At 60.4% G+C, this 11,857-nt stretch carries 14 protein-coding genes and 1 tRNA gene; 3 read left to right on the forward strand and 12 right to left on the reverse strand.

Features of this window, described 5'->3' with window-relative positions; translation table 11 throughout:
• Window positions 1-53: 53 nt before the first annotated feature.
• Entirely contained in the window at window positions 54-1,553 is a 1,500-nt protein-coding gene (locus JOE32_RS07330) for a CoA-acylating methylmalonate-semialdehyde dehydrogenase (protein ID WP_209982767.1), read from the reverse strand.
• A 110-nt stretch (window positions 1,554-1,663) separates the two neighbouring features.
• Here JOE32_RS07330 and JOE32_RS07335 point away from each other — a divergent pair, with 110 nt between their 5' ends.
• Window positions 1,664-2,626 carry a LysR family transcriptional regulator gene (locus JOE32_RS07335; RefSeq protein WP_209982768.1) on the forward strand — a complete coding sequence of 321 codons (963 nt, stop codon included), beginning with the start codon at window positions 1,664-1,666 and terminating at the stop codon, window positions 2,624-2,626.
• 214 nt (window positions 2,627-2,840) lie between these two features.
• On the opposite strand, the gene JOE32_RS07340 is transcribed toward JOE32_RS07335, so the two are convergent.
• On the reverse strand, window positions 2,841-3,026 hold the full coding sequence (locus JOE32_RS07340; RefSeq protein WP_003232175.1) for a hypothetical protein: 186 nt from the start codon (window positions 3,024-3,026) through the stop codon (window positions 2,841-2,843).
• 194 nt (window positions 3,027-3,220) lie between these two features.
• Here JOE32_RS07340 and JOE32_RS25105 point away from each other — a divergent pair, with 194 nt between their 5' ends.
• Window positions 3,221-3,355, forward strand: a complete 135-nt coding sequence (locus JOE32_RS25105; protein WP_269325489.1) for a hypothetical protein — start codon at window positions 3,221-3,223, stop codon at window positions 3,353-3,355.
• A gap of 94 nt (window positions 3,356-3,449) precedes the next feature.
• On the opposite strand, the gene JOE32_RS07345 is transcribed toward JOE32_RS25105, so the two are convergent.
• The 3 genes from JOE32_RS07345 to JOE32_RS07355 all read right to left on the reverse strand — a co-directional run bounded on the left by JOE32_RS07345 (window position 3,450) and on the right by JOE32_RS07355 (window position 6,411).
• Window positions 3,450-3,908: an Hsp20 family protein gene (locus JOE32_RS07345; protein WP_003232172.1), complete on the reverse strand. Its 459-nt coding sequence runs from the start codon at window positions 3,906-3,908 to the stop codon at window positions 3,450-3,452.
• A gap of 187 nt (window positions 3,909-4,095) precedes the next feature.
• On the reverse strand, window positions 4,096-6,012 hold the full coding sequence (locus tag JOE32_RS07350; protein WP_307497637.1) for a methyl-accepting chemotaxis protein: 1,917 nt from the start codon (window positions 6,010-6,012) through the stop codon (window positions 4,096-4,098).
• A gap of 308 nt (window positions 6,013-6,320) precedes the next feature.
• Window positions 6,321-6,411, reverse strand: a tRNA-Ser gene (locus JOE32_RS07355).
• A 152-nt stretch (window positions 6,412-6,563) separates the two neighbouring features.
• On the opposite strand from JOE32_RS07355, the gene JOE32_RS07360 reads away from it, so the two are divergent.
• Window positions 6,564-7,235 carry a Bax inhibitor-1/YccA family protein gene (locus tag JOE32_RS07360; protein WP_003174664.1) on the forward strand — a complete coding sequence of 224 codons (672 nt, stop codon included), beginning with the start codon at window positions 6,564-6,566 and terminating at the stop codon, window positions 7,233-7,235.
• 70 nt (window positions 7,236-7,305) lie between these two features.
• Here JOE32_RS07360 and murB read toward each other — a convergent pair whose 3' ends face one another.
• Genes murB through JOE32_RS07395 form a run of 7 tightly spaced genes read right to left on the reverse strand, consistent with a single transcriptional unit; the run spans window position 7,306 to window position 11,827 of the window.
• Entirely contained in the window at window positions 7,306-8,325 is a 1,020-nt protein-coding gene (murB, locus tag JOE32_RS07365; RefSeq protein WP_209982770.1) for a UDP-N-acetylmuramate dehydrogenase, read from the reverse strand.
• On the reverse strand, window positions 8,322-8,786 hold the full coding sequence (locus JOE32_RS07370) for a low molecular weight protein-tyrosine-phosphatase (RefSeq protein WP_209982771.1): 465 nt from the start codon (window positions 8,784-8,786) through the stop codon (window positions 8,322-8,324). Before JOE32_RS07370 ends, murB begins: the two co-directional genes overlap by 4 nt.
• Entirely contained in the window at window positions 8,786-9,550 is a 765-nt protein-coding gene (kdsB, locus tag JOE32_RS07375; RefSeq protein ID WP_209982772.1) for a 3-deoxy-manno-octulosonate cytidylyltransferase, read from the reverse strand. Before kdsB ends, JOE32_RS07370 begins: the two co-directional genes overlap by 1 nt.
• Entirely contained in the window at window positions 9,547-9,732 is a 186-nt protein-coding gene (locus JOE32_RS07380; protein ID WP_003174668.1) for a Trm112 family protein, read from the reverse strand. The genes kdsB and JOE32_RS07380 overlap by 4 nt, the downstream gene beginning before the upstream one ends.
• A 24-nt stretch (window positions 9,733-9,756) precedes the next feature.
• Window positions 9,757-10,767, reverse strand: coding sequence for a tetraacyldisaccharide 4'-kinase (lpxK, locus tag JOE32_RS07385; RefSeq protein WP_209982773.1), 1,011 nt, complete (start codon window positions 10,765-10,767; stop codon window positions 9,757-9,759).
• A complete protein-coding gene (locus tag JOE32_RS07390) occupies window positions 10,767-11,195 on the reverse strand; it encodes a biopolymer transporter ExbD (RefSeq protein WP_209982774.1) in 429 nt (142 codons plus the stop codon). Before JOE32_RS07390 ends, lpxK begins: the two co-directional genes overlap by 1 nt.
• Complete coding sequence (locus JOE32_RS07395) at window positions 11,192-11,827, reverse strand: MotA/TolQ/ExbB proton channel family protein (RefSeq protein WP_209982775.1); 636 nt, start codon at window positions 11,825-11,827, stop codon at window positions 11,192-11,194. The genes JOE32_RS07390 and JOE32_RS07395 overlap by 4 nt, the downstream gene beginning before the upstream one ends.
• Window positions 11,828-11,857: the final 30 nt, after the last annotated feature.

The raw sequence follows: 11,857 nt of genomic DNA on the forward strand, positions 1-11,857 counted from the left end.
TGCCATACCGTCAGCGGGAACAAGCCCCTTGGGTTAACCGTAATCTGTAGACCTTAGCGGGACACCGGCATCGCAAACTCCGCGCCCTGCTCGATACTCTCCGACCAGCGCTGCATGATCGACTTCTGTTTGGTGTAGAACCGCACACCTTCGGTGCCATAGGCGTGCATGTCGCCAAACAGGCTTTTCTTCCAGCCCCCAAATCCGTGCCACGCCATCGGCACCGGGATCGGCACATTGATGCCGACCATGCCCACTTCGATGCGCCGCGCGAACTCGCGGGCGATATTGCCGTCGCGGGTAAAGCAGCTCACGCCGTTGCCAAATTCATGGTCGTTGACCAGTTGCACCGCCTCGGCAAAGTCATTCACCCGCACACAGGCCAGCACCGGGCCGAAGATTTCTTCGCGGTAGATGCTCATCTCCTTGCTCACGTGATCGAACAGCGTCGCGCCGAGCCAGAAACCGTTTTCCAGGCCGGGTTCGGAGGGCACGTAATCACGGCCGTCGAGCAGCAACTGGGCGCCGGCCTGCACGCCCTGTTCGATGTAGCCACTGATGCGCTGCAGCGCCGCACGGGAAACAATCGGGCCCATTTCGGCCTTCAGGTCGCGGCCGTCGGTGATGCGCAACTGCCTGGCTCGTTCGGTCAGGGCGGCGACGACTTTATCGCCCACATCGCCCACCAGCACCGCCACGGAGATGGCCATGCAGCGCTCGCCGGCACTGCCGTAGGCGGCGCCCATCAAGGCGTCGACGGTTTTTTCGATATCGGCGTCGGGCATCACCACCATGTGGTTTTTCGCACCGCCCAGGCCCTGCACGCGCTTGCCGTTGCGCGCGCCGGTTTCGTAGATGTAGTGGGCAATCGGCGTCGAGCCGACAAAACTCAGGGCCTTGACGTCCGGGTGTTCAAGCAGTGCATCCACCGCTTCCTTGTCGCCCTGCACCACGTTGAATACGCCCTGGGGCAAGCCGGCTTCGCGCAACAGTTCGGCCATGAACAGCGAGGCGCTCGGGTCGGTAGGGCTGGGTTTGAGGATAAAGGTGTTGCCGGCGGCGATGGCGATCGGGTACATCCACATCGGCACCATCACCGGGAAATTGAACGGCGTCACGCCCGCCACCACGCCCAGGGGCTGACGCAGGGTCCAGTTGTCCATGCCACGGGAGACCTGGTCGGAGTGCTCGCCCTTGAGCAGGTTGGGGATGCCGCAGGCGAATTCGAGAATATCAATGCCACGGTCGACCTCGCCCTGGGCATCGGTGAACACCTTGCCGTGTTCGGCGACGATGATGCTTGCCAGTTCGTCCTTGCGCTCACGCAGCAGATGCAGGTACTGAAACAACACGCGGGCGCGGCGGATCGGCGGCGTGTCGGCCCAGTCGGCAAACGCAGCCTGGGCGGCGGCCACCGCTTCGCCCACGGTGTCGCGGCTGGCCAGGGCGACGCGGCCGGTTACTTCACCGGTGGCGGGGTTGTACACGTCCTGATAGCGATCATCGCGGCTGACGCGCTGGTCGTTGATGTAATGCTCAAGGGTGATGGTCATAACAGCGGATCCCGGGTCGATTAGCGTTGGCACCTACCATAGGCTTCCGCTTTGTTCAAAACCAGAGCAGAATCCAGAACTGATTGTGCACACAGGCGAACAATAGTCCCATGGAAAAAACCGAGATCGAAGGCCTGTGGACGCACATCCACTGGCTCTCCGTGCTGGAAGAACACGGCACCTACACCGCTGCCGCTGCGCGGCTGGGCGTGAGCAAATCGGCGGTGAGCCAACGCATTTGCGAGCTGGAAGCCGCCACCGGCACCCGCCTGGTCACCCGCACCACACGCAGCGTGCGGCTCACCGACGCCGGGCGCTCACTGACCCGCGACGTGCGCAGCGCCTACGAACACATCGCCCGCAGCTTTTCCTCGGTGCGCGACTCGGCCGGCGAAATCCGTGGCCTGGTGCGCCTCACCGCTCCGGTCGCCTTCGCGCGCCAGCAACTGGTGCCGCATCTGCCCGAATTCCTGCGTCAGCACCCGCAGGTTCGCATTCAGCTGGACGTGTCCGATGCGTTAAGCTCACTCGCCGCCGAAGGCTACGACCTGGCCGTGCGCCATGGCTTCCAGGTGCCGGAAACCCACGTCGCCTGGAAACTCTGCGACACCGCCTCGGTACTGGTCGCCACCCAGGACTACCTGCACCACCACGGCGAACCCCGCGAACCCGCCGACCTCAGCGCCCACAACTGCCTCTACTATCCGCGCGGCGCCGACCAGCCCGCGTGGACCTTCGAGCGCGGCGTTAAACAGACAGAACGCATCACCGTGCCCATCGCCGGCAGCTTTTCTACCAATAACAGCGAGGCACTGCGTGACTCGGCGCTCAATCACCTGGGCATCGCCCTGCTCCCGGATTTCAGCGCCCACGCGGCGCTGGCCAATGGCACGCTCAAGCAAGTGCTCAAGGGCTGGCGCTTGAAGGGTGCGTTTGCCGACGAGATCTACTTGATTCGGCCGTATTCGCCCCATGTGCCAAAGGCAGTGAGTGCGCTGGTGGGGTTTCTGAAGGACAAGCTGTCGGCAGGCTTCGGTTCTGGCGCGCGGCAGGTCGCGACGAGAGCGGGCTGAACATTTTTTTGAAAATGCTGCAATGCGTAGGACATTTCACACAGTTTTCACAGGCGCACGCTTAAGCTCCACCCAGCTCCTAAGTGAACACCTTTAAGCCCGCGCCCCCATCGTGGGCTTTTCTTTGTCTGGCGCAAAAGGCATTGCGCGCAGTGCCTGCCCTGAATGCAAAAAGCCCGGCTTAATGGCCGGGCTTTTTGTTATGGAGCGGTCCTCAGTTGTCAGGATGCTCACTCGCCACCGAATCCGCAGCGTCCACGTCAGACATGTCTTCCTCGTCATCAGCCGGCAACGACTGCTCCGGCGCGTCGCGCTTGGGATCGTGACCGGTTTCGCTGTCCGTGCCTCGGGTAACGGGCTGCTGTGAAATGTTGCCTGGGGCGTTCTCGTCGATTTCCATGCTGGCTCTCCGCTTGGGCGTTCGGGATATCCGCGCTTGAACATGAGAAGCATCGTGGTCTGACAAGTGCCGTTTGATGGACGAACGGTGGCCTGTTCGGACCTCGCTCTATCGGCGGTGTAGAAAATTTGAATTAGCAGATTGTCTTCCCGGTCAAGAATTATGAACGCAGTCAATCTGACGAGGTGAGCGCAATGACTATCCAGGCAGAGACACTCGTACAACTGACCGAAGCGCTGCGCGAACGCGGCTTGAATCTGGTGTCGGATGTGCACTTTACCCGTGCACCTTATCGGCACAATCACCGCTGGATCTGCACGGTGGAGTAAGGTCACACAAAAACAAATGCCCCGACGAGTCGGGGCATTTGCTGTCAGCCGGAGTAGACCGCGTTTTCACATGGCCCGCCCGGCCCTTTTTTACTCACTGCAGGCTTACCTGACGCAGTTGCGGATCACTGTCGCTACCGATCGTGATGCGTTTGGGCTTGGCCTCTTCAGGCACCACGCGCAGCAGGTTGATGCTCAGCAATCCGTTGTTCAGCGAAGCACCGCGCACCTCAATGTGATCCGCCAGGCGGAACGACAACCGGAAGGCCCGTTGCGCAATGCCCTGGTGCAGGTAAGTCACCTCTTTCTCGCTTTCACGTTTGTCACCCACAACCGTCAAAACGCCCTTCTCGACCTGGATATCCAGATCCGCCTCAGTAAGCCCGGCAACTGCAATGACAATGCGATATTCGTCATCACCGTGCTTTTCCACGTTATGAGGCGGATAGGTGTTCGGAGCCTCGCTGCGCAGCGCAGACTCAAACAGGTCATTGAAGCGATCAAAGCCCACCGACTGACGGAACAGAGGGGCCAGGGAAAGAGTAGTAGCCATTTTAAAATCTCCTGATTAGATCCAAGTGATTTAAAGCGCGACCCTGATTCGGCGTCGCGTGAAGGGAATTTATGTGCGGGAGAGAAGATTTCAAGGGGCGGGTTTGAAATTTTTTTACGGGCTCGCTGGCCGTGGGCTGAAAATCCCGCGAAGCCTCTGGCTCGCGGGATTTTTCCTTGGTGTCAAGTCAGTTGACCTTGAACTGCCTCACCAATCCCTGCTGATGCTCGGCCAATCGAGCAAGCTCGCGGCTGGTGGCGGCGGTTTGCTCAGCGCCGGCGCTGACCTGGATCACCAGTGAGTTGATGTCGTTGACGTTGCGATGAATTTCTTCGGCCACCAGGCTTTGCTCCTCGGCAGCGGACGCTACCTGGATGTTACGGTCACTGATGGACGCAATGCCTTCGGCGATCTCATTGAGCAAGTGGCCGGCACGCACCACATTGCTCGCACCTTCCTGCGCCTTGCCAAGGGTCTCCAGCATGGAGACCGCGGCGCGGTCGGAACCCGACTGCAGGTTGGCGATCATGTTCTGGATGCTGACCGTGGAGTCCTGGGTCTTTTTCGCCAGATTGCGCACTTCATCCGCAACCACCGCAAAACCACGGCCCTGCTCCCCCGCACGCGCCGCTTCGATGGCGGCGTTCAGTGCCAGCAGGTTGGTCTGCTCCGCAACACCGCGAATCACGTCCAGCACCGAAGAGATGGAATCGCTTTCGAGTTTGAGTTCGTTGATGATCTTCGAGGTTTGTTCGGCCTGCACTTCCAGGCCCTGGATCAAGCTGATGGTGTTATCGATCTCAGTCTTGCCCTGCATCGTGCTGGCGTTGACACGCTGTGACATTTCGGCGGCGTCAGTGGTGATGCGCGCTACATCCTTGACCGTGGCGCTCATCTCGCTGATCGCGGTCACCACCTGGTCGGTCCCCTGACGCTGTTGTGCCACGTTCTGGCTGGTCTGCAAGGCCACCGCCGAGGACTGCTCGGCAGCCGTGGCAACCTGCGCCGTGGCGCTGCCGATTTCGCTGACCACGCCACTTATCTGAAGCGCCATGTTGTCCAGGTTGCGTGATATTTCGCCAAACTCGTCCTTGCCGGTGTAGCGGGTGCGCACCGTCAGGTCGCGGGTGGAAAGCGATGCAAGGGTGCGGTTCACATCGGTCACTGCCAGCTTGATATTGCGGATGATCACCAACGCCAGCCACAGCAAGGCGATCAACATCACGATAACGGTCGCTATGGCCACATACAGACTGAGTTCGGCATCGTCACGCTCGTGATGGGCCAGGCCAACCACGGTCTGGCCCAGCTCCGCTTCGACGCCAGCCATGAGGTCGATACGACTGGTCGACAGGTTGAACCAGTCTTCAGGTTTGATATTGAGCGGGTTGCCCAGGGGTGTGTCAAAACCGAGCCGCTGAAGGCGTGCGACTTCCAGTGATCCGGGTTGTTGCAGGACGGCATCCAGCTTGCTCTTGAAGGCTGCCGGAGCCCATCGCTGGAAGGCTTCAAAGTAGCCGGAGAACTCACCGAGGTTACGGCTGAAGCGCGACAACAATGCAGCGTCGAAGCGATTTTGATTGAACGCCAGGCCCAGCAATACGCGCTCGCGCCCGGCGCGCTCTTTCATATCGACAAATTGATTGAGCGAGCCCAACGCACGCAGAATCTGGGGGTCATCAATGCTGGCTTCCAACGAATAATTGAAGCCCACAAGGGTTTTAATCAGGTCAGTAAAAAGAGCACCGGACTCTGTGTTGTTAATCGCCAGGTTATCGACTTTCAAACGCAAGGCGGCCAGCTCACCCAGCGCGCGCAATGCTTCGTTCGGGGCTGGAATACCCTCGCTCGATTGCCCTCGCAGCGCGCCGATTGACGTGTCGGTCTCCTGGCGCAAGGCCTTGAGCTTGTCTTGCATGGACTTGCCACCGCTGCCCAGAAAAACGCCGCTGGCGCCGCGCTCGCGTTGGAGGGTTGTCACGACATTGCTGAATTTCTGTGCGGCGGTGGTGGCGGCAACTGCGCGATTCATTGACCCCAGCGTAGCGCTTTTGTCCGCAATGAAAATGCCCGCAAAGGCCAGAAATCCGAGCAAAGGAAAAATCAGAATAAGCAGCAGCTTGGTACTCAAAGGAGCATTGCTAAGCATTACAAACCTCGGGACTTACAAATTTTGTCTAATAATTACCTCCGGCGCACGTTCTAGTGAAATCGACGTTTATAGGAGCCAAAGATGATCCAGTTTGAGCCCGCCATAGCCGTTTTTCTTCCGTTTACACTATCTCGGCCTGAAGCTATCGAGCTTTAGAGCTGCCGGAAAAAATGGACTGCGCGTGAACCTGGACACCTGAGGGTGTTTACAAACCCCGGAAACGCAAAAGCCCCGCTTTCGCGAGGCTCTCGTGTCAATCTTGGCGGGAAACCAGGGATTCGAACCCTGGGAACGCTATTAACGTTCGCCGGTTTTCAAGACCGGTGCATTCAACCACTCTGCCAATTTCCCTTGTGCATCACGGGATTATAGTAACCCTTCCCGTCTCAGCGGGCGCCATAATACCCGAATGAAACACACTGTCAAACTCTCGCCATCGCTTGTTACAGAGCGTCTGTTATGATCTTTGCGACTGAACGTTTCAAAACCACAGGAGTGTCGCCATGCGCGAACAGAATTACGCAGTGAATGGCAACGCCCAGGCTGAGCAGCTTGAAGTCAGCCGCGTGTTGCGCAACACCTACGGCTTGCTCGCCCTGACCCTCGCCTTCAGCGGTGTGATGGCGTTCGTGGCTCAGCAGATGCGTGTTGGCTACCCGAATATCTTTGTTGTGCTGATCGGCTTCTATGGTCTGTTCTTCCTGACCAACAAGCTGCGTGACTCGGCCTGGGGCCTGGTGTCGGCGTTTGCCCTGACCGGTTTCATGGGCTTTATCCTTGGCCCGATCCTCAACCGTTACCTGGGTATGGCCGGCGGCGCGGAAGTGGTCAGTTCGGCGTTTGCCATGACGGCGCTGGTGTTTGGTGGCTTGTCCGCCTATGTGCTGATCACCCGCAAGGACATGAGCTTCCTCGGCGGCTTCATCACCGCAGGCTTCTTCGTGTTGCTGGCGGCGGTGGTTGCGGGCATGTTCTTCCAGATCAGCGGCTTGCAACTGGCGATCAGCGCAGGTTTCGTGCTGTTCTCGTCGGTGTGCATCCTGTTCCAGACCAGCGCGATCATCCACGGCGGCGAGCGCAACTACATCATGGCGACCGTCAGCCTGTATGTGTCGATCTACAACCTGTTTATCAGCCTGTTGCAGATCTTCGGCATCATGAGCCGCGACGACTGATTCATTTTCATTGCCGCAATAAAAAATGCCCCGTATCGAAAGATACGGGGCATTTTTGTTGGCGCGGGACTCAATACTGGTTGGGTTCCATCTCCAACTCAACCTTGAAACGCTGGGCGATGTCCTGCTGGATACGCCGCGCGAGATTGGCAATGTCCTGCCCGGTGGCACCGCCGTAGTTGACCAGCACCAACGCCTGCATGTTATGCACGCCGGCATCGCCGTCTCGAAACCCCTTCCAGCCGGCCTTGTCGATCAGCCAGCCAGCGGCGAGTTTCATCTGCCCGTCGGCCTGGGGATAGGCCACCAGGTCCGGGTACTGGCTTTTCAGCTCGGCTGCGAGTGCCTGGGAGACCAGCGGGTTTTTGAAGAAGCTGCCAGCATTGCCCAGCTCTGCCGGGTCCGGCAGTTTCTCGCGGCGAATGCTACAGATCGCACGGCTGACGTCACTCGGCGTGGCATCGGTGATGCCCTGCGCCGCCAGACGCTGCTGCACCGGGCCGTAGTCGAGTTTCAAGTGGCGGATGCGGCTCAGGGCAAAGCGCACGCGCAGGATCAGCCAGCGTCCGGTGTGCTGCTTGAACAGGCTGTCACGGTAGCCGAACTGGCACTCTTCCAGGCTGAAATCGCGCAGTTCGCCGGTTTGGCGATCCAGGGCGGTGAGGCCGGCGAATACATCCTTGATCTCCACTCCATAAGCACCAATGTTCTGCATCGGCGCTGCGCCGACAGTGCCGGGGATCAGGCTGAGGTTTTCCAGGCCGCAGAAACCATGTTCCAGGGTCCACAACACAAACGGATGCCAGGGCTCACCCGCTTCGGCTTCGATCACCACGCGGCTGCCGTCGTCCTGCAATACCCGAATGCCGCGGGTTGCCATGCGCAATACCAAAGCGCAAATGTCCTGGGTCAGCAGCAGATTGCTGCCGCCACCGATCACCAGCAACGGCAGTGCCTGCGCAGCGGCGTAAGCCAGGGCTTCACGCACATCGGCATCGCCATGAGCCTCGGCGAACAGTTGGGCACGCACATCGATGCCGAAACTGTTGAAGGGCTTGAGCGAGACCTGCGCCTGCACCTGCAAGGTCATAACCGCCCCTTCAATTCGATCACCAATAAATCACAGGCGCGCTCGATCAGGTCCAGCACCCTGTCGAAGCCTTGTTCGCCTTCGTAGTAAGGGTCTGGCACTTCGTCCACGTCGGCATCGAAGCGGCGCAGGAACAGATCCAGCTCCGCCTTGCCCTGCCCTGACTGCATCAGCTTGAGGTGACGCAGGTTACTGTGGTCCATCGCAAGGATCAGGTCGTAGCGCGAAAAATCGGCGCGGCTGACCTGCTGGGCACGCTGGGACGACAGGTCATAACCGCGCATCAGCGCCGCACGCTGGCTGCGCTGGTCCGGCGGGTTGCCGACATGCCATTCACCGGTGCCGGCGGAGGCCACGTCGACCTGCCCCGCCAGCCCCGCTTCGCGCAATTTATGGCGCAGTACGCCTTCCGCCGTGGGCGAGCGACAGATGTTGCCCAGGCAGACAAACAGAACCTCCATCAGGCCCCCAGCAGGCGACGAACGCGCTCGAGGTCTTCCTGGGTGTCGACACCGGCCGGCGGCGCTTCGAGTGCATCGCCGACATGGATGCGCACGCCATGCCACAGGGCCCGCAGTTGCTCCAGGGATTCGGTGTTTTCCAGCCAGCACGGGCCCCAACTGACGAAGTCGTGCAGGAAGCCGGCGCGGTAGGCGTAAATGCCGATGTGGCGGCGGTAAGGCACGCCTTCGGGCAACAAATCGGGGTGTTTGGCAAAGGCATCGCGCGCCCAGGGCAAGGTCGAACGACTGAACGTCAGCGCCAGGCCGTTGATGTCGCTGACCACCTTGACCACGTTCGGGTTGAACAGGGTTTCCACATCTTCGATCGGTTCGGCCAGGGTGGCCATGCGCGCTTCGCCATGGGCGGCCAGGTTGGCGGCGACCTGATCGATCACGCTCGGCGGAATCAACGGCTCGTCACCTTGCACGTTGACCACGATGGCATCGTGCGCCAGGCCCAGTTGCGTGGCCACTTCGGCCAGGCGGTCGGTGCCGGAGTTATGGTCTTCGCGGGTCAGCACCGCCTCGGCGCCAAACCCTTGGCAGGCGGCGATGATGCGCGGGTCATCGGTGGCCACCACCACCCGCTCGGCGCTGCTTTTGCAGGCCTGTTCCCACACCAGCTGAATCATCGGCTTGCTGCCGATCAATTGCAGCGGTTTGCCCGGCAGACGGGTCGATGCATAGCGCGAGGGAATGACAACGGTAAAGGCGGTGGTCATTTATCCAGACGCTCATCGGTGGTGAGGGTACGCGCTTCGCTTTCCAGCATCACCGGGATACCGTCGCGGATCGGGTAGGCCAGGCCCGCACCTTTGCTGATCAACTCGGTTTTGTCGGCGCTGAGCTTGAGCGGGCCTTTGCAGATCGGGCAAGCAAGGATATCGAGCAGTTTGGTGTCCATGAATATTTCCTGGAAAGAAGCGTGTTAGGGCAAGGGACGTGCGGGCAGCAGGCGCGTCAGTTGCGTGTCGAACCAGGCGACAAACGCCGGCGACGGCAGCGCATCCACCGCAAGGTACCACCAGTCGGGCTGTGCGAAGGCGCGGCACTTCACCGCGTCCTTCTCGGTCATCACCAGCGGCAATGACGGGGTAAAACTCAAGACCTCGGCGCTGTACTGCGCATGGTCGGCAAATACATGGGGTATGGGCTGCCAGTGTAGCGTTTCAAGGGTGGTGAAGAAACGCTGCGGGTTACCGATACCGGCGACCGCATGCATGGCCTGGCCCGCCGGAAAATAATCGACCGGCCGGTGTTCGCCGCTGTGCAGGTTGATCAGGGCGGTGGGCTGCAGGCGAAAGGCGAAACCGTCTTCACGGTCGGCCCCCGAGCCGTTATATAACAGCGCATCGACGCTTTGCAGACGCTCCACCGGTTCGCGCAGCGGCCCGGCAGGCAGGCAACGGCGGTTGCCCAGGCCACGGGCGGCATCGATCAATACCAGTTCAAGATCACGCGCCAGGCGGTAATGCTGCAGGCCGTCGTCAGACAGAATCAGGTCCAGGGGTTCGCTTTCCAGCAAGGCTTTTACTGCACGACTGCGATTGGGGTCGATCATCAGCGGCACACCGCTGCGCTGCACGATCAGCAACGGCTCGTCGCCGGCCACGGCGGCACTGTGGTCGGCCTCGACGCGCCAGGGCAGCTGCGGCGGTTTGGCGCCGTAGCCACGGCTGACCACGCCCACCCGCAGACCGGCGCGGCGGCAGTGTTCGATCAACCACAGAATCAACGGCGTCTTGCCGGTGCCGCCCACGGTGATATTGCCCACCACTACAACTGGCACAGGCGCCTTATAGATGTCACCCTCCCCGGCCACGAAGCGCGCGCGCTTGCGCTGCACCACCCGACGATACAGACACTCCAACGGTGTCAGCAGCGCCAGGGCCGGATGGCCTGTGTACCAGGCCTTGAGCAGACGGTCGGACATTGCCATCAGGGTTGGCCCGCCGCCTCGACGGTGCTCATGCGCAAGTGGCTGAAGCCCAGCTTGCCGGCGGCGTCCATCGCAGTGATCACAGCCTGGTGCTGGGTCTTGCCATCGGCACTGATGGACAACGGCATTTTGGTATCGCCGCCGGATTCCTTCTGCAGCGCGTCCATCAAGCTATTGAGGTCGTTTTTCTCCAGCAACTGGTTGTTTACAGTGAACACGCCATCAGCGCTGATGGCGATGTCCAGTTGCTTGACCTCCTGGTCCTCGGCCGGCGAGCCGCTCACCGCTTCCGGCAGATCAACCCGCAGCGCGGTCTGCCGAGTGAAGGTGGTGGTCACGACAAAAAACAGCAGCAGGATAAACACCACGTCGATCAGCGACGCGAGGTTGATATCGACATTTTCCCGTCGCTTGCGGCGAAATTTCACACCTTGTCCTCAACCAGATCCACGTCACGGTCGCCCTGCACCACTTCCACCAGCTTGATGGCTTCCTGCTCCATGCCGACCACCAGCTCATCGATACGCCGTTGCAGGAAACGGTGGAAGAACACCGATGGAATACCCACCATCAGGCCCGCTGCGGTGGTGATCAAGGCTTTGGAAATACCGCCGGCCAGCACCGCCGCGTTGGTGGTCATGCCCGAGCCCATGAACGAACTGAAGATATCGATCATGCCCAGCACGGTACCGAGCAAGCCGAGCAACGGCGCCATGGCGGCGATGGTGCCGAGCGCATTGATGTAGCGCTCAAGCTCATGAATGACGCGGGCAGCGGCCTCTTCGATGCATTCCTTCATGATCTCGCGACCATGCTTGGAGTTGGCCAGGCCCGCCGCGAGGATTTCCCCCAGGGGTGAATCGGCGCGCAGTTCCTTGAGCTTCTGTTTGTCGAGCTGCTTGTTCTTGATCCAGCCCCACACCTGCCCCAGTAGATGCTCGGGGGTCACGCGACTGGCACGCAGGGTCCACAGGCGTTCGGCAACGATGCCCAGCGCTGCGATGGAACTCAAGATGATCGGCAACATCATCCAACCACCGGATTTGACCAATTCCCACACAGTGAATGTCCCCTCGAAAAAGTGCGCCAC

Source organism: Pseudomonas sp. PvP025 (genome assembly GCF_017832155.1).
Taxonomy (GTDB): Bacteria; Pseudomonadota; Gammaproteobacteria; order Pseudomonadales; family Pseudomonadaceae; genus Aquipseudomonas.

Bases quoted from the DNA above. Each gene is read 5' to 3' on its own strand.
- JOE32_RS07370 (WP_209982771.1), bottom strand. From the start codon at position 8,786: ATGGAGGTTCTGTTTGTCTGCCTGGGCAACATCTGTCGCTCGCCCACG.
- JOE32_RS07360 (WP_003174664.1), top strand. From the start codon at position 6,564: ATGCGCGAACAGAATTACGCAGTGAATGGCAACGCCCAGGCTGAGCAG.
- JOE32_RS25105 (WP_269325489.1), top strand. From the start codon at position 3,221: ATGACTATCCAGGCAGAGACACTCGTACAACTGACCGAAGCGCTGCGC.
- lpxK (WP_209982773.1), bottom strand. From the start codon at position 10,767: ATGGCAATGTCCGACCGTCTGCTCAAGGCCTGGTACACAGGCCATCCG.
- JOE32_RS07330 (WP_209982767.1), bottom strand. From the start codon at position 1,553: ATGACCATCACCCTTGAGCATTACATCAACGACCAGCGCGTCAGCCGC.
- murB (WP_209982770.1), bottom strand. From the start codon at position 8,325: ATGACCTTGCAGGTGCAGGCGCAGGTCTCGCTCAAGCCCTTCAACAGT.
- JOE32_RS07335 (WP_209982768.1), top strand. From the start codon at position 1,664: ATGGAAAAAACCGAGATCGAAGGCCTGTGGACGCACATCCACTGGCTC.
- JOE32_RS07340 (WP_003232175.1), bottom strand. From the start codon at position 3,026: ATGGAAATCGACGAGAACGCCCCAGGCAACATTTCACAGCAGCCCGTT.
- JOE32_RS07380 (WP_003174668.1), bottom strand. From the start codon at position 9,732: ATGGACACCAAACTGCTCGATATCCTTGCTTGCCCGATCTGCAAAGGC.
- kdsB (WP_209982772.1), bottom strand. From the start codon at position 9,550: ATGACCACCGCCTTTACCGTTGTCATTCCCTCGCGCTATGCATCGACC.
- JOE32_RS07345 (WP_003232172.1), bottom strand. From the start codon at position 3,908: ATGGCTACTACTCTTTCCCTGGCCCCTCTGTTCCGTCAGTCGGTGGGC.